At 31.2% G+C, this 16,429-nt stretch carries 15 protein-coding genes and 2 pseudogenes; 10 read left to right on the top strand and 7 right to left on the bottom strand.

All coding sequences use genetic code 11. The annotated features are described in order from the left end of the window. Nucleotides 1-43: 43 nt before the first annotated feature. Nucleotides 44-529, top strand: a complete 486-nt coding sequence (locus ACY3JO_RS00675; RefSeq protein WP_463084897.1) for a pseudouridine synthase — start codon at nt 44-46, stop codon at nt 527-529. A gap of 286 nt (nt 530-815) precedes the next feature. Here ACY3JO_RS00675 and ACY3JO_RS00670 read toward each other — a convergent pair whose 3' ends face one another. Genes ACY3JO_RS00670 through ACY3JO_RS00660 form a run of 3 tightly spaced genes read right to left on the bottom strand, consistent with a single transcriptional unit; the run spans nt 816 to nt 4,043 of the window. Continuing rightward, nucleotides 816-938, bottom strand: a complete 123-nt coding sequence (locus ACY3JO_RS00670) for a hypothetical protein (protein WP_463084896.1) — start codon at nt 936-938, stop codon at nt 816-818. 44 nt (nt 939-982) lie between these two features. Next, nucleotides 983-2,488: a GH39 family glycosyl hydrolase gene (locus ACY3JO_RS00665; RefSeq protein ID WP_463084895.1), complete on the bottom strand. Its 1,506-nt coding sequence runs from the start codon at nt 2,486-2,488 to the stop codon at nt 983-985. Nucleotides 2,489-2,522: 34 nt separating this feature from the next. Continuing rightward, a complete protein-coding gene (locus tag ACY3JO_RS00660) occupies nt 2,523-4,043 on the bottom strand; it encodes a glycoside hydrolase family 43 protein (RefSeq protein ID WP_463084894.1) in 1,521 nt (506 codons plus the stop codon). Between the two features lie 160 nt (nt 4,044-4,203). On the opposite strand from ACY3JO_RS00660, the gene ACY3JO_RS00655 reads away from it, so the two are divergent. The 3 genes from ACY3JO_RS00655 to ACY3JO_RS00645 are packed head-to-tail and all read left to right on the top strand — an operon-like array spanning nt 4,204 to nt 7,366. Beyond that, a complete protein-coding gene (locus tag ACY3JO_RS00655; protein WP_463084893.1) occupies nt 4,204-5,139 on the top strand; it encodes an ABC transporter ATP-binding protein in 936 nt (311 codons plus the stop codon). After that, nucleotides 5,136-6,299, top strand: coding sequence for an ABC transporter permease (locus ACY3JO_RS00650; protein WP_463084892.1), 1,164 nt, complete (start codon nt 5,136-5,138; stop codon nt 6,297-6,299). The genes ACY3JO_RS00655 and ACY3JO_RS00650 overlap by 4 nt, the downstream gene beginning before the upstream one ends. Then, a complete protein-coding gene (locus ACY3JO_RS00645) occupies nt 6,296-7,366 on the top strand; it encodes an ABC transporter permease (RefSeq protein WP_463084891.1) in 1,071 nt (356 codons plus the stop codon). The genes ACY3JO_RS00650 and ACY3JO_RS00645 overlap by 4 nt, the downstream gene beginning before the upstream one ends. Before the next feature lie 4 nt (nt 7,367-7,370). On the opposite strand, the gene ACY3JO_RS00640 is transcribed toward ACY3JO_RS00645, so the two are convergent. Continuing rightward, complete coding sequence (locus ACY3JO_RS00640; RefSeq protein ID WP_463084890.1) at nt 7,371-8,507, bottom strand: DUF362 domain-containing protein; 1,137 nt, start codon at nt 8,505-8,507, stop codon at nt 7,371-7,373. 325 nt (nt 8,508-8,832) lie between these two features. On the opposite strand from ACY3JO_RS00640, the gene ACY3JO_RS00635 reads away from it, so the two are divergent. The 5 genes and pseudogenes from ACY3JO_RS00635 to ACY3JO_RS00615 all read left to right on the top strand — a co-directional run bounded on the left by ACY3JO_RS00635 (nt 8,833) and on the right by ACY3JO_RS00615 (nt 13,672). Further along, nucleotides 8,833-9,615 (top strand): FGGY-family carbohydrate kinase, encoded by a 783-nt coding sequence (locus tag ACY3JO_RS00635; protein WP_463084889.1) that lies wholly within the window; start codon nt 8,833-8,835, stop codon nt 9,613-9,615. 116 nt (nt 9,616-9,731) lie between these two features. Continuing rightward, entirely contained in the window at nt 9,732-10,763 is a 1,032-nt protein-coding gene (locus ACY3JO_RS00630) for a LacI family DNA-binding transcriptional regulator (protein WP_463084888.1), read from the top strand. A 346-nt stretch (nt 10,764-11,109) separates the two neighbouring features. After that, a complete protein-coding gene (locus ACY3JO_RS00625; protein WP_463084887.1) occupies nt 11,110-11,511 on the top strand; it encodes a hypothetical protein in 402 nt (133 codons plus the stop codon). 153 nt (nt 11,512-11,664) lie between these two features. Continuing rightward, a pseudogene (locus tag ACY3JO_RS00620) lies at nt 11,665-12,213 on the top strand (hypothetical protein). 18 nt (nt 12,214-12,231) lie between these two features. Further along, a pseudogene (locus ACY3JO_RS00615) lies at nt 12,232-13,672 on the top strand (DUF5605 domain-containing protein). A gap of 23 nt (nt 13,673-13,695) precedes the next feature. Here the strand turns inward: ACY3JO_RS00615 and hypE are convergent. The 3 genes from hypE to ACY3JO_RS00600 are packed head-to-tail and all read right to left on the bottom strand — an operon-like array spanning nt 13,696 to nt 15,967. Then, a complete protein-coding gene (hypE, locus tag ACY3JO_RS00610; RefSeq protein ID WP_463084886.1) occupies nt 13,696-14,694 on the bottom strand; it encodes a hydrogenase expression/formation protein HypE in 999 nt (332 codons plus the stop codon). After that, entirely contained in the window at nt 14,695-15,750 is a 1,056-nt protein-coding gene (gene hypD / locus ACY3JO_RS00605; protein ID WP_463084885.1) for a hydrogenase formation protein HypD, read from the bottom strand. Between the two features lies 1 nt (nt 15,751). Then, nucleotides 15,752-15,967 carry a HypC/HybG/HupF family hydrogenase formation chaperone gene (locus tag ACY3JO_RS00600; protein ID WP_463084884.1) on the bottom strand — a complete coding sequence of 72 codons (216 nt, stop codon included), beginning with the start codon at nt 15,965-15,967 and terminating at the stop codon, nt 15,752-15,754. A 153-nt stretch (nt 15,968-16,120) separates the two neighbouring features. On the opposite strand from ACY3JO_RS00600, the gene ACY3JO_RS00595 reads away from it, so the two are divergent. After that, nucleotides 16,121-16,426 (top strand): PfkB family carbohydrate kinase, encoded by a 306-nt coding sequence (locus ACY3JO_RS00595; RefSeq protein ID WP_463084883.1) that lies wholly within the window; start codon nt 16,121-16,123, stop codon nt 16,424-16,426. The last annotated feature ends 3 nt before the right edge of the window (nt 16,427-16,429 follow it).

The following is a 16,429-nucleotide window of genomic DNA, read 5'->3' as shown; positions in this document are numbered from 1 at the left end:
GGAAGAAAGTTCATTCTCTCTTCCCCTTTGTGGAGAAGAAAGAATGAGACTTGATAAATTTCTTGTAAATCAAGGTTTCGGAAGTAGAAAAGAAGTGCAGAAACTCATAAAATCAGAAATTGTTAAAGTGAATGGAAAGATTATAGAAAATCCTTCTTACCACATTGATCCCAATAAGGATATTGTAAAGATAGAAGATGAAGAGATAGAGTATAAAGAAAATTTTTACTTTATGCTTAATAAACCCAAGGGATATATTACTGCAACCTATGACGAAAACAATCCAACAGTTATGGATCTATTTTCTTCTGAGCCGATAGTTGATAAGTTATTTCCTATAGTAAGACTTGATATTGATACAGAAGGACTTCTTATAATAACTTCAGATGGACAGCTGGCTCATAGAATTACCCATCCTAAGTGGAATATAGAAAAAGAATACTTTGTAATTGTTGAGGGAGATGCATCAGATATGGATTTTTCAAGATATGAAAAGGAAGGAATATATTTAAAGAAGGAATATATTTAAAAAAGGAGAAGTATAAAACAAAACCTTTCAAAGTGGAAGTTTTAAAAACTTCTTCAGAAGAATCGGAAATACTTATTACTATAACGGAGGGGAAATATCGCATAATTAAAAAATATAATATCTGAGTTAAAACATGAGGTTATATATTTAAAAAGAGTAAGAATAGGACCTTTGAGGCTTGATGAAGATCTTGCCCTTGGCGAATACAGAGAGCTAACCAGAGAAGAGATAGACTTAATAAAAAAGTTTGTAAAAATGTAAAATTATTTTAAAAAATGTATTTGTTCTAGAAATGCCAATCGTGAGTACCTTCATCTTCTACATAGGTTACATCTATTCCTTCTTGTTTTAAGAAGTTATAAAGATTTCTATTTTCTTCAAGAAGAAAATCTTCTTTACTACATGCCATATATATATATTTTAGGAATACTTTTTCTTAGGGCTCTATATCCATTAGTAACCTGGTATCTTGCTATCATCAAGTCCTATATATGTAGGCGTCTCATCTTTAATCTTTGACAATTCATATAAGGCTACTGCATTTTTCCCAAGTTTTATATTAAGTGTTATGTATCCATTTTTTGCCTTTATTCTCCATGTAGTAATGTAAGGTTGAGCTACTTCTTTCAAGGTTTTTATTTGTTCCTTTGATGGAAATCTTGGTCTACCCATATCGATCCATGTCTTCCATGGATTGCCATGATTCTCATCTATTAATTTTTGCTTTACAAATACGTCTTCAAAGTCTACTGGTATGTCCAATCTATATTCTCTTTCTTGTTCTGCATATCTACTCATTACTTCATTCCATGTAACGATAGCAATAGAGCCATTTTCTCTTTGAGTTACTAAAATATGTTCATCTCTATATAACATCTTTTTGCCCATTGCATTGAAAAATGTAAACATATGGAATACAGGTTTAGGAATATTATTAAATGCAACAAGCCCAAAACCACCATGGAAAATTGATCTTGGTACATCTGCTTCTTCAAAGACATCACTAAATGTCCAGTAAGAGAAGGAATCCACATAATCCCCACCTTCACTTAAAACTCTCGCGAGGTATGCAGCATTAAAGGGAGTATCATGTATAGGGCATAATGGATTATAAGAACTATTGTATTCCGTTATATGAATGGGTAAATTAGGAAAAGGTGAATTTTTTACTTGATTTCTTACTTCTCTAAATTCCCTTATCATATACTCAATAGGATTTACATCATGATATGCAAAGTGTGGTGTATATTCTGGAGTTTTTGCTGTATATGAATGGCGTGTCACAAAGTCTACTGGTACATTATTTTTATAGCAGAAATTTAGAAAGTCATCTATCCAGTGTTCTCCACCTCCACAGATAGCTGGTCCACCAACTTTTATATTTTCATCTACCTCTTTAATAGCTTTTACTGTAACCTCGTATAATTTGAAATATTCAGCTTGATTAGCATCTTTCCAGAATCCACTTAAATTGGGCTCGTTCCATATTTCAAAGGGCCACTTTGATACCTCTTTTTCACCATATCTATCTATAAAATGTTTAACTACTGCTTTAATAAGTTTTTCCCATTTATTATAATCACTGGGAGGAGTAACATTCCCTTTCCAATAAAATATAGTTTGTGTACCAGAAGCAAGTCTTGATGGCATGAAACCTATTTCTACAAAAGGACGTATACCAAGTTCCAAAAATGAGTCATAAATTCTATCAATATATGTAAAATTGTAGAAGGGTTGAACAGTATCTCCTACTATGTCTTCTCGATATATTCCCACATCATCATGAAGAAGTCCGTGGGCTCTTAAATATTTAAATTCAATATGCTGTTGTACATAAGATAGAGCATCAATATATTCTTTTTGAAGAGCAAGACCTATCCGACCACTACCAACACAAAATTTCCAATTGTCAGGAAAGGTTCCTATTTGTTTGTCTTTTTCAATTTTGATATGAGTCATTATTTATTAACCTCCAATGTTTATAAATTTACTTTTATCTTACAAATCTCCAAGTGTCCATATCAAACAAATTAACTGCTTTTTCGCCTTTAAAGACAAAATATAAATCGTGAGTACCTGTTATGTTGTTGATATCTGCTTCCACTTTAATCCATTTTGATGAATTATTATTCTTTGGAGTAATCTCTATAATAGAAATTGGTTTACTATCTATAGAGTCTAATCTAAGTTCTATATAACTTCTCCCATTGATATTGGAAACCATGGCTTCAAATTTCTTCGGTGGTATATTTCCAAAATCGACTTTTGATATGGCGATCCAATCCCCATTATCTATATCTGTTAAACACATATTGTTGCTTGCATTTTCTTTCTTTGTAGAAATTCCTGCACACCATGCGAAGGTTTCTGCTTCAATAGTTTTATAAGGATCAAAGGGTTTTATTTGAGGCACTCCCTTGTAATCTGCTAAAACTTCTTTAATCTTTCTATTTTCAATTTTTACTTCATTTATATGAGGTGACCTATAGCCTTTTGCAACTCCCATGTCTAACGCAAGGGTCTGAGCATGATATGCGATATACCATTTACCTTTAAATTCAAAAAGCTGATGATGATTATTACCACCAACAATAAAGAAATATCCTGGATTTTTCAATATTACTCCTTGGTATTCCCAGGGTCCAATAGGGCTTTTACTTGTCATGTATACTATAGCTCCTGTGGGAGGGCTTCCTGCAGGCTTTGGTCCAGTGTAAAAATTTGTACAATAGGAGTAATAATATAAACCATTTATTTTATTAATTCCTGAGGCTTCAAACATAAAGGGAGCTGGTATTACTTTTGCTTCTCCTATAACACTTATCATGTCATTTCCAAGCTGTATTACTCTTGCTGTGTTAGGCATTTCTTCTTTTTCCTTTGGGACTCCCCCACCAAAATACATATATGCTTTTCCATCATCATCTAAAAGTACAGCAGGATCAAATAACCATATGACTCCTACTACTCCGGGGATATACCAAGAAATAAGAGCCCTTCCAAGAGGATCTATCCAAGGGCCAGTTGGCGATTCTGCTGTCAAGATACCAATACCACTGGCATTATTTGAAAAATAAAGGAAAAATTTATCTTTACCATTTATTTTTTTACATACTACTGCAGGAGCCCAAGAATTCATTGCCCATTTAGCAATACCATTAGATCCGGCCACCTCAATTTCACCATGATCAGTCCAATTGATAAGATCATCTGATGATATAATAGTGATCTTTTTAATTTTACTATATGAATTTTCTTTTACATTACCATTAATATCATATTCCAAGATGTCATTAGTAAGGTAAATGTATACTCTGTCATTGTGTACAAGAACAGCTGGGTCTGCCCCGAATTTGTGTGATATTAATGGGTTTCCATTATTAGGTTTTTTACCAACAGGAATAGTGTTTGTTTCTGCCTTTAATGGAATTAATGATAAAAGGAAGATAATAATAAAAACGATTGTATGCATAGTACTAAAAAATCTTTTTATATTTCCCTCAGTGAAAAACATTTTAACCATTCCCTTTTATAAATATTTAGTAGAAATTTTAATATAATTGAGAGACATAAGTCAATATATTGTTTTTTAATATTTTAACAATCATATCAATTTCCCTTTTTATGTATAATTTTAATTGACTTTCTTTTAAGTTTATTCTACTATAATATTTATGAATAACCATAAATTTCTTGTAGAAGTCGAAAATCTAAGAAAATGTTATGGAAATGTTAAAGCGGTAGATGGTGTAAGCTTTAAGATAAAACAGGGGTCTATTTTTACTCTTTTGGGGCCTAATGGGGCAGGAAAGACGACAACACTTGAAATAATTGAAGGTTTAAGAACGCCAGATAGTGGCAAGATTACTATATTTGGAAGACAAGTTGATAGAATTGGTAGAGAAGAGAAAGAGTTAATAGGTGTTTCTTTACAGGAGACTAATCTTATTTCTCATCTTACTGTAAGGGAAACTCTTTCCATGTTTAGAAGTTTTTATAAGCGCGGACTAAGGGTAGATGATGTACTTGATTTTGTTAGTTTAAAAGAAAAAGAGAAAAGTTATGTGGAGAAACTTTCGGGTGGTCAAAGACAAAGACTTGCTATAGGACTTGCTATTATTAATGATCCTCTTCTTTTATTTTTAGATGAACCAACAACTGGCCTTGATCCTCAAGCAAGAAGAAGTGTATGGGATCTTCTTTTGGATATAAAGAAAAAGGGTAAAACTATAGTTCTTACAACACATTATATGGAAGAAGCAGAATTTTTAGCTGATTGGGTATGTATTATGGATCATGGAAAAATAATAGCAGATGGTACTCCAGAAGATCTAATAAGAAGTGTAGGAGGGGAAAGTGTAATTGAGGTGGAAGTGGAAGAAAATCATAGCTTTTTAGAAGATTTAAATAAGATAGGATTGAATTATGTATTTAATTCTAAGAATAAGCGTCTTGTGATTAAGACAAACAATGTTTTAGAGGCTATTGAGAACCTATTAAAAATAGCTAAAGAAAAGGATATAAAGGTTAGAAATGAGATTATAAGACAACCAAACTTAGAAGATGTATTTTTAACATTAACGGGAAGACAACTTAGAGAAGAACGATGATTATTAAAAATTCAATCTATTTTTTTAAATCTGCTATAAGGGAAAAAGCTTATATTTTTTGGTGTATCGCATTTCCAGCAATCTTAATGATGATTCTTATAACTATTTTTTCATCTTTATATGAGGTAAAGAGAGTTAATTTTGATATTTATTTAGTAAAAAATGAATCAGGAGATTTTTCAAATATTGTTTACAACGTATTTGAAAAGCTAAGTAAAGGAGAAGAAAAAATATTCAATTTAAAGATATTTAAAAATATAAGTGTGGAAGAAAAACTGCTTGAAGATTTGAAAAAGGGTAAGACAAAGCTTATAGTAGAAATTCCCGAAGGATTTGATTCTCTTGTGCTTTCTAATATCACTATGAGAATGTTTGGATCTGATGTAAATCCAGCACCAATTAAAGTTTATACCTTGAGGCATAGTCTTTCTTCTCAATCTGCAAGTATGGTTGTGAGAAGTATTATAGATAGGATAAATTTAGAATTTGTAAAAAGGATGTCAAATGTTCATGAGTATAAGGTGAAAAGCGAAATATTAGGTAGCAAAAAGGGATTTTCATATGTTGATTTCATATTTCCAGGAATGATTATAATTGCTATATTTTTTACGGGAATGTTTGGAATTGGGCAAGAACTTTCCTGGTATAAGGAAGGTAAAATATTAAAAAGATTTCAGTTGACTCCAATTTCACCTCTCAATTTTTTCCTCTCATATTTTCTATCGCGCTTTTATTTCTTTATTCTTCAAGTTTTTGTTCTCTCTTTTGTGGTAAAGGTGATTTATAAAAGTTCTGTTAATCTTTTCTCTTTCTATTTTATCTTTTATGTATCTCTTACCATGTTTACCGTTTCTACCTTTGGATTTTTTATATCAGCGGTAGCTAAAAACACCAATTCAGCTAATGTGATAGGGCAGATTCTTAATTTTCCATTACAATTTCTTGGTGGGATTTACTTTCCTGTAAATGATGTACCGTGGTTTGTAAAATGGATTGTCATTATTAATCCTATTACATATTTAGCATCAGGTATAAGAGATACACTTGGTATTATGCCCTCCCCATACCCTATCTATTTGACTATTTTGATTCCTTTAGTTTACACTTTAGTCTTTTTTTTAGTAACTATTAAAAAATATAAAGACCTAGAATTGACATGAGAGCTTTTATAAATATCGCATTTTATAGGATAAAAAGTTTTTATAGAGATACTTTTACTTTTCTATTTACGATTATTCTCCCTTTGATTTTTGTAATTGTATTTGGATTTGTCTTTGGTGGAAGTAATACAGGTGCTGGAGAATATAATATCTCCTTAGGAGTCATCAAAGAGAATAGGGGTCTTATTCAAGTATTAAAAGAGTTAGGAGATATGAAAGTTGTATTAGTAGATAATGAAGAAGAATTAAGGACTCAGGTATTAAAGGGGTATATAGATGGGGGTGTGATATTTGACAAAAATGAATTTAATTTAATAATCAACTTTTCAAGTTTTCAGCAGAAACCATTCTTAAGAACTATTGGAGAAAATTTTCCTAATGTTTATGCACTCCATGAGATAGGTATGGGAGAAGGGATTGTTAAAGTTGAAGAAGAATTTATTGATCCTGGTAAAACTCGTATTTCAGGCTTAGGATATAGCATTCCTGGAGTTTTAAGCTTTTCTATTTCAGGATCTATATTTACTATGATTGCTCTTTTTGGATATTATAGGAAAAGAAAGGTATTAAAAAGATTTGCAGTAACTCCAATAAGCCCTTTATCATTTGTATCAGGTATGGTATTTGCTAATGTTATTTTAAGTATTTTATCATGTATACTTGTTCTTTTTGTAGCCCAAATTATTTTTAATCTTAACTTTTCAATCATTTGGGGTCTCTTTTTATTTTCTTTATTCTCTTCAATTCTTGGTATGATGGCATTAGGTATTATAATAACTGCTTTATTTAAAGAGCCACAAACTGCAAATAATGTAGGGAACTTACTTGTAAATATAATGCTTTTCTTTTCAGGTGTGTATTTTCCTCTTGATTTTCTACCTAATTATTTGAAAATTTTTGCTCAATTTTTGCCCCTTTATTATATAGGTAAAGCTTTAAGAATCTCTGTAGGTGTTGAAGAGGGTAATTTAGGTTTTATATATACTTTATCTACTATAATGGTTTTGATTTTTGTACTTCTTATCTCCATTTTTGGAAGAAAAATTTTATCTTTGGAAGAAGATTAATTTATCATCTAAATATATGTTTTGCTAATAAACTTTTTTCAAGTCTAATTGATTTTTGAGGGCAAAGTTCATGACAACAAAAACAAGATATACATTTACTGTAATTTATAACCATTTTATTATTTATTAATGATATAGCTTTCTTAGGACAACCATTCTCGCATATTCTGCATTTTATACATTTGGTATCATCAATAACAGGATATTGTCTTATTAGTTTGTTAAATAAAAAGGAAGCAATATTATCCATAAAAGATGGTAAATTTTTTGTTATGGAGTAGAAGTTTTTAACTCTTGCCACATCATGATTATAAAGTTTGTCTTTTTCTTCACCAATAATCTCGATTTTATCAATATCTATCTCTCCAAGTCCCTTCTTATTAGCAATCACATTTGTAAATATTTCTTGAGGATTATAACCAAGAATAATACTTGAAACTACGTCCACAGCAACTGCGTCATTACCTATTATTAGTTTTCTAAACCTTCTTGGATTTCCTGCAGATGGTCCTTCTCCTTCCATACCTATAATTCCGTCAACAATATTTATTAAGGGATTTACTTCTTTAAATATATCCACCAAAACATGGGCAAATTTCTCAGGATTTATTGCAATAGCATGCATTTTTGATTTATTCATGCCGGGTACAAGACCAAATGTGTTTTTTATTGCACATGTCATTAACATAAAAGTATGGGTTTTCAATTTAGGAACATTTATTATATAATCTACTTCTTTTATGAATTTAGTTATTGGTATTTCACCTGCAATATCACTTTTTATGTTTATAATTCCATAGGTATATAAATTGATGAGATTTACTCCTTGTCTTTCTGCTACTTCTTTTATCCCTGTTATACTGTATATATGCTCCATGTTAGTGGATGTGTTTCCAGGAGTATCTCCAACAAATATATCCTTTGCTCCTTTTTCTTTGAATACTTCTATTAGAGATTCTATTAGACTTGGATGGGTTGTAATGGCTTTTTCAGGAGGAACGGCCATAAGAAGATTAGGTTTAATAAGAAGCTTTTTTCCTTTAAAGTCGGGTAGATTAAAATAATCAAAAGCTTTTAAAATTTTTTCTTTTAACTCTTCTTTATTATAATCTGCGTCATACACTACTACTTTTACGCCCATAATTTACTCTCTTTCTCCTTTCTTATAATTTAGCCTTAAAATATTATATCAATTTTATATCTTTTAGGATGATTACTGTAAAGTCAGTATTACTCAATTAAAACTTTTAAAAAAGACTAAATATTAATTAAAAAAATTAAATTTATTTAAAAGATACTTAACATTATCTTAAAACTGTATTAAAATTTAGCTAAACATTTTTAAAAATAGGGAAGAGTAGGATATTAGAAAAATAGTTATAATAATGTACAATGGTCTTATCAAAGATTTTATATTACATAATATAAATTCAGTTGTTTAGTAAATAAAATTAAAATTTTTAATTGTGAAAATCTCACAACTTAAAAATGGAATATTTCCTAAACCTGTTCCTATATGTGGTGTTATAGGAGACTCACAAGGAGCTTTATTTGGTCAAGGCTGTTGGAAAGGTGGGGATATAAAAGCTACATATGGTACGGGTTCTTCTGTAATGATGAATACAGGAGATGAAATAGTTATTTCAGATAAGCTTTCTACTTCTATTGCATGGGGTGTAAAGGATAAGGTAAATTACGTTATTGAAGGAAACATAAATTTTTCAGGAGCTATATTGAAATGGTTAGTTGATAATTTAAAACTTATTGAATCTGAAAAGGATTGTTCTGATTTAGCTAAGCAACTTAGTAGTAATGAAGGTGTTTATTTTGTACCTGCTTTTACTGGTTTGGCTTCTCCATATTGGAATAGTAAAGCAAAAGCTGCAATAGTAGGAATGAGTGTTAATACTCAAAAGGCTCATATTGTTCGAGCTGCTCAAGAAGCTATTACATATCAAATAAGAGATGTAATTGAGGCTATGAAGGAAGCTTTTAATATAGATATAAAAAGTTTAAGAGCAGATGGTGGAGCTACTAAAAGTGAATTTCTTATGCAATTTCAAGCTGATATTTTGGGTGTGCCTGTGTATGTTAATAAGCTTGAAGAAGTTTCCGCACTTGGCTCGATGATGTTAGCAGGTTTAGGTATAAAAATTTGGCATGGTGAAAGTGAAGTTTTGAATTTAATAAAACATGAAAAAAGTATATATGAATGTTATGGAAGAAAAAGAGAGAGAAAAATTGTATGAAGGTTGGAAAAAAGCTATTGAAAGTGTTCTTTTATTTAGTAGGTAATTTTGTAATTATTAACTAAAATGAGATAATATATATGAATTTCGTTAAAATTAGATTGAGGGTAACTAAAATGAAAATAAGAATAAAGGATATCGCAAAGATAGTAGGGGTTTCTTCTGCTACAGTTTCTCTTGTTCTTAATAATAAGCCAGGAGTAAGCGAAGAAACTAGGCAAAAGGTAATTAACAAGGTGATAGAGCTCGGATATGATTATAAAAGGCATACATTAAGGAAAACTAGAGAGCTAAGTAAACATATAAGATTCATAGTATATAAGAAACACGGTAAGGTAGTTGGAGATACGCCTTTCTTTTCTGCTTTAATAGAGGGAATAGAACAAGAAGCGAGAGATGAAGGTTTTAATTTGCTAATATCTTATATTAACGAACAAGCAGTAGATGTATCAAAAATGGTACAATTAATAAAAGAAACTCCGGTAGATGGTATTCTTCTATTAGCAACAGAAATGTATTCTAAAGATTTAGCAGTATTTGAGGATATAGATCTTCCAATTGTTGTCTTAGACAGTTATTTAGAAAATCCTAAAATGGATTTTGTAATAATTTCTAATACAGAAGCAATATATAACGCAACTGTTTATTTGATTAAAAAGGGTCATAGAGAAATTGGATATCTTGATAGTTCAGTATGGATTAAGAACTTTGAGGAGAGAAGAGAAGGTTTTGAAAAAGCAATCAAACAATATGGTTTTATATTAAAAAGAGATTATATTTTGAATTTGGAGCCAACATTGGATGGATCTTATCGTGATATGAATGAAATTATGAAAAGGAAACCTAATCTTCCTACAGCTTTTGTTGCTGCGAATGATATTATTGCTTTTGGAGCGATAAAAGCATTAAAAGAGCATGGAATTAAAATACCTGATGATGTTTCTATTATTGGTATCGATGACATGCCTTTTTGTGAGATATGTGAACCACCTATAACGACTCTAAGAGTTTACAAGCAAAGAATGGGGAAAATTGCTGTAAGTAGATTAATAGATAGAATCATACATAGGTACGAAGAAAGAGTAAAAATAGAAGTGAAGACAGATCTTATAGAGAGGAAAAGTGTTAAAGAGATTTCTAAATCTTAACAAGATCAATTAATAAAAGTTTAAAAAGAGGAGGTTTATCTATTATGGATAATAAATATTTTAGAGTATATAGTATCTTCAAGATCATTTTTTAATTCGGAATTATCAATTGAGGGCAGAAGAAGATTATTGAAAAAATTAGATGAATTAGGTTTAAATACATTATATTATCATTAGAAAATTCAAATAATGGATTAGTAGATTCTTTAGATGGAGCGATCAAGTGCTCAAATTTGTTTAAAGAGAATAGAGATAAAATAAAAGGGATAATTGTTAGTTTACCAAATTTTGGGGATGAAACAGCTGTTGCTACAGCCATAAACTTTCAGAGCTTAATGTTCCTATTTTGATTCATGCTTTTAATGATCATTTAGATAAAATGCAAGTAGAAAATAGAGGAGATGCTTTTTGTGGAAAAATTTCTGTTTGTAATAATTTATATCAATTGGGTATAAAGTTTACTACTACTAAGCATACTTGTGATGTAGAAGATAGTGTGTTTGAGGATGATTTGAGGCAATTTAATGCTATTTGCAATATAGTAGATGGATTGAAAAATATAAATATTTTGCAGATAGGAACAAGGTCTGCTCCTTTTAGAACTGTAAGGTATTCTGAAAAATTGTTACAAAGATTTGGGATAAATGTTGTTCCAGTAGATTTATCCGAAGTTATAGCTTATGCTAATTCATCGAATTTGGATAATTCTAAGGTTAAAGATAATATTGAAAAAATAAAGAATTACTGAAATATAAAAAAAGAAGAGAATGAAAAATTAGAAAAATCTGCTAAACTTTTGACAGCAATAGAATACTTTTTAGAGTTACATAATTGTAAAGCAGGAGCAATACAATGTTGGCAGTCTTTACAATATAATTATGGAGTAGCCTTATGTCTTCCTATGAGTATTTTAACCGAAAATGGAATTCCTTTTGCTTGCGAAACTGATATCACAGGTGCTTTGAGTATGTTGATTTTGTACTATGCAACTGGAATACCTACTGGGCTTGTTGATTGGAATAATAATTCTGAGGATGCGATTAATAAAGGTGTAGCGTTTCATTGTTCTGCTTTTGCAAAAAGTTTTTTAGGAAAAGAACATACTATAGGAACTCTTGAACTTCTTGGGGCTACATTAGGGTATGAAAGGTGCTTTGGTTGTATTAAAGGTAGGATAGCAAAGGGTGATATGACCTATTTAAGGATTAGTACAGATGATTCTCAAGGTATAATAAAGGGGTATGTTGGATAAGGAGAATTTACAGATGATCCTCTTAGTACGTATGGTGGTCATGGAGTATTTTATGTGCCAAATTTGTAAGAGTTAATGAGATATATATGCGAAAATGGTTTTGAACATCATGTTGCTATGGGAAGAGGTAGAGTTGCGAAATTAATAAAAGAAGCACTTAGTAAATATTTGGGGTGGAATATACATATCCATCAGTAAGATGTTATTGGAATACATATGGATAAATTTATTGTAGAGAAATGGGGAATTTTTGAAGTAAATCTTCGAGGTCCAGTTAACGGTAATCCATTTGTTGATGTGAAACTACAAGCCATTTTTGAACATAATTACAGAGAGATAATAGTTGATGGTTTTTATGATGGTGAAGGGATATATAAGATAAGATTTGTGCCAGATAGCGAAGATAGATGGGAATATATAACACTAAGCAACAGACCCGAACTTGATAATAAAAGAGGTGAATTTGAATGTGTCAAAACATCTACTGGGAACCCATGGTCCTGTAAGAATTAAGAATAATTATCATTTCTGTTATGAAGATGGTACTCCTTACCATCCTTTTGGAACAACTTGTTATGCATGGATACGTCAACCAGAGTATTTACAGGAAAAGACTCTTGAAACGCTTAAAAAATCTCCTTTCAATAAGATACGCATGTGTGTTTTTTCCAAAGCATTATCCTTTTAACAATAATGAACCTTTGTATTATCCTTTTGAAGCCAGTGTAGAAAAAGGATGGGATTTTTCAAGGTTTAATCCTCAATTTTTTAGACATTTGGAGAAAAGAGTTAAAGATCTCATGGAACTTGGAATAGAAGCAGACATAATTCTTTTTCATCCATATGATAGATGGGGATTTGCGAATATGGGAAGAGAAAATGATGAAAGATATTTAAGATATATTGTAGCACGTCTTTCAGCTTTCAGAAATGTGTGGTGGTCACTGGCTAATGAATATGATGCATTTGAATAAAAAAATATAACTGACTGGAATAGATATTTTAAGGTTGTACAAGAGTCTGATCCATATCAACATTTAAATCTATTCATAACATGGTCAATTTTTATGACCATAGTAAACCTTGGGTTACTCACTTAAGTGTCCAGACACATTACTTGGGTGACATAGGTAAGTGGCGAGAACAGTATAAAAAACCCGTATTAATAGATGAATGCGGATACGAAGGCAACATTGAGTATGGCTGGGGCAATCTTACTGCTGAAGAATTGGTACGCAGATTTTGGGAAGGTGTTGTAAGAGGAGGGTATGTAACTCATGGTGAAACTTATTTACACCCAGAAGACATACTTTGGTGGGCAAAGGGAGGAGAACTACGTGGCGAAAGTCCTGAAAGAATAAAATTTTTAAAAAAGATAGTTGAAGGAGCACCGGTGGACGAAATAAACCCAACTAGTTTGACTAGCTGGGATGTGATATGTGGATGAAAAGAAGGAGATTTTTATTTAATGTATTTTGGAAATGCAAGACCAGCAGAAAGGACAATTAACTTGCCTCAAGGACAAAAATATAAAATAGACATAATTGATACGTGAAATATGACAATAACTTCTTTAAAGGAGCTATATGAAGGTAAAGTAAAGATAGAGCTTCCTGGTAAACCTTATATAGCAGTAAGAATTGAAAATTTTAGATAGTGAATTAATTGTATTAAGCAATATTAGCAGATTCTTGGTAAAAGGTCCTTTTTAAGGGGATCTATTATCCTTTTTGTCCCCATTTTAGTTTTCAAGTACACTCTTTTTCCCATACCATTTATTTCTCCAATTACCTGTGCTTTTTGTCCTAAAGGATGATTTCTCAGAAATTCCATGATTTTTTTCTCCTCTTTTTTATCTGCAACGATAATTACTTTTCCTTCATTAGCAGAATATAGGGGATCTATACCGAGAATCTCACTGGCATTTTTAACCCATGGTTTTACAGGTATTTTTTCCTCATCTATATCAATTTCCACATTATATTTTTGGGCAATCTCATTTAATACTCCAGCAACTCCTCCTCTTGTTGGATCTCTCATAAATTTTATTCCACTACTGATTTTTAAAAGTGGAAGGGTCAGGTTATGTAGTGGAGCAAGGTCAGATTTTACTTCTTCAGTTTTTATTCCCAATCTTTCCATCATTATGGATAATCCATGTTCTCCAATCTCTCCATTTATGATTACGATATCACCTTCTTCTATTTTTCTACCATGCCAGCTTATCCCATCTTCTATTATGCCAATTCCTGTAGTGTTTATGTAAATCTTATCTCCTTTACCTTTTTCTACCACCTTCGTATCACCAGTTACTACTTTAACATTACATTCTTCTATGGCAGACCTCATAGATTCCAATATTTTTCTGAAATCCTTTAAAGTTAGTCCTTCTTCAAGGATAAATCCTACACTTATATAAAGAGGTTTTGCGCCCATTACTGAAAGATCATTTATGGTACCGTATATAGAGAGTTTTCCAATATCTCCCCCTTTAAAGAAGATAGGTGATACCACAAAAGAATCTGTAGTAAAGGCAACCTTTCCTTTTATATCTATAAGAGCAGAATCTAAGAGTTCTTCTAAAATCTCATTTCCAAGATATTTCAATATCTCTTCTTCAATAAGTTTCCTTGTTGCTTCCCCACCATTCCCATGGCTAAGAAGGATAATATCTTCCATTTATTCTCCTCCGTAAAGGTAATAAGCAGAGCAGGTACCCTCTGAGGATACCATGCATGGTCCTTTAGGGCTTTCAGGTGTACAGGATTTCCCAAAGAGAGGACAATCTATAGGTTTTATTACTCCTCTTAAAACTTCCCCACATCGACAATAACTATTTGATTTTATAGTTTTTGAACTTCGAGGATATATTTTTTGGATGTCAAACTCTTCAAATATCTCATTTAAAATAAGTCCACTTTCTTCTATGATTCCTAAGCCTCTCCAACTGGAGCTTCCTTTTTTGAATACCTTGTACATATATTCCAATGCAGTTTTATTGCCATCCTCTTTTACACTTTTTTCATAGGCATTAATAAGTGCTGGCTTTTCTTCTTCTATAATTTTTACCAAATGATAAAGTCCGTATAGTATCTCTTCAGGTTTAAATCCCATTATTACAAAAGGAATTTTATAATTCTTAAATAGTCCTTCCCATCCCTTTCTACCAATTATTGTAGATACATGTCCAGGACCAATAATCCCATCAATTTTTATTTCTCCCATATCTAAAATTGCTTTCATGGCAGGAGGGGTTAATTTATGTAATGAAAGAAAATATAGGTTTTTAATATTTTCCTCTTTTGCTTTAATTAATGTGAAAGCTAAGTTTGGAGCTGTAGTTTCAAAACCTATTCCTATAAGCAGATATTTTTTATTTGGATTTTGTTTAGCTATATTTATAGATTCCAAAGGAGAATACACAACGATTACCTCTTTACCTTTTGCTCTTAGATAGTTTAGACTGCCATTATTCCCTGGTACATTTACTAAATCTCCAAAGGTTATAATGCTCAAATCATAATTTTGGGCAAGATCTATTATGTAATCAATATCTTCTTCTGACGTTACACATACAGGACAACCAGGTCCTGATAAAAGATGAATGTTTTCAGGTAAGAGTTGTCTAATTCCATAACGAAAGATTTCATGAGTATGGGTGCCACAAAATTCCATTATATTTATCTCTTTTTTGGATATCTTTTTTATTCTTTCAACTAATTCCTTAACATCCACTTTACTTCTCTATCTCTTCTAAGGCAGAGACTATATCCTTAGCCTCTTCTTCTGTGAGAATACTAATAGAAAAACCAGCATGTACTAAAACGTAATCTCCCACTTTTACCTCAGGAGTAAAGATAGTACTGATCTCAAGAGTAGGGCCTCCCATGTCCACAAGGGCGGTATTATTTTCTCTAATTTCTACTACCTTTAATGGTACTCCGAGACACATATGTTTCCTCCTAAATTATTTCTTTGCACTTTAAGATTATACCATATTTTATATCATGTATTGTGAGGAAATTGAGATATAATTAAATATTAAAATTAGGGGGATAGATAATATGGAACTTGATGTTTGACAATAGGGGAGATTTTGGTGGAGATGATGGCAAACAGGATAGATCAGGATTTTTTATATCCTGGAGAATTTTTAGGACCTTATCCAAGTGGTGCTCCTGCAATATTTATTGATCAGATAGTAAGATTAGGCCTTAAGGTAGGAATAATAGGGTGTATAGGAGAGGATGATTTTTGGGAAATGGTTTATAGGAGATTATTAAATGATGGTGTAGAAGATCCTTTGATAAAAAGGACTAAGGAATATATTACTGGTATAGCCTTTGTTACATATTTTTCAAATGGAGAAAGAAAATTTATTTTTCATCTTTCCCATTCAACAGCAAGTTAGATT

This window comes from Dictyoglomus sp. LHC4 (assembly GCF_055181355.1).
Note: the sequence above shows the minus strand (reverse complement) of the source record. Positions and strands in the feature narration are given on the sequence as shown.

What these genes read in the sequence shown, in the direction of transcription:
- ACY3JO_RS00675 (WP_463084897.1), top strand. Translation starts at nt 44, where the DNA reads ATGAGACTTGATAAATTTCTTGTAAATCAAGGTTTCGGAAGTAGAAAA.
- ACY3JO_RS00670 (WP_463084896.1), bottom strand. Translation starts at nt 938, where the DNA reads ATGGCATGTAGTAAAGAAGATTTTCTTCTTGAAGAAAATAGAAATCTT.
- ACY3JO_RS00665 (WP_463084895.1), bottom strand. Translation starts at nt 2,488, where the DNA reads ATGACTCATATCAAAATTGAAAAAGACAAACAAATAGGAACCTTTCCT.
- ACY3JO_RS00660 (WP_463084894.1), bottom strand. Translation starts at nt 4,043, where the DNA reads ATGTTTTTCACTGAGGGAAATATAAAAAGATTTTTTAGTACTATGCAT.
- ACY3JO_RS00655 (WP_463084893.1), top strand. Translation starts at nt 4,204, where the DNA reads ATGAATAACCATAAATTTCTTGTAGAAGTCGAAAATCTAAGAAAATGT.
- ACY3JO_RS00650 (WP_463084892.1), top strand. Translation starts at nt 5,136, where the DNA reads ATGATTATTAAAAATTCAATCTATTTTTTTAAATCTGCTATAAGGGAA.
- ACY3JO_RS00645 (WP_463084891.1), top strand. Translation starts at nt 6,296, where the DNA reads ATGAGAGCTTTTATAAATATCGCATTTTATAGGATAAAAAGTTTTTAT.
- ACY3JO_RS00640 (WP_463084890.1), bottom strand. Translation starts at nt 8,507, where the DNA reads ATGGGCGTAAAAGTAGTAGTGTATGACGCAGATTATAATAAAGAAGAG.
- ACY3JO_RS00630 (WP_463084888.1), top strand. Translation starts at nt 9,732, where the DNA reads ATGAAAATAAGAATAAAGGATATCGCAAAGATAGTAGGGGTTTCTTCT.
- hypE (WP_463084886.1), bottom strand. Translation starts at nt 14,694, where the DNA reads ATGGAAGATATTATCCTTCTTAGCCATGGGAATGGTGGGGAAGCAACA.
- ACY3JO_RS00600 (WP_463084884.1), bottom strand. Translation starts at nt 15,967, where the DNA reads ATGTGTCTCGGAGTACCATTAAAGGTAGTAGAAATTAGAGAAAATAAT.
- ACY3JO_RS00595 (WP_463084883.1), top strand. Translation starts at nt 16,121, where the DNA reads ATGATGGCAAACAGGATAGATCAGGATTTTTTATATCCTGGAGAATTT.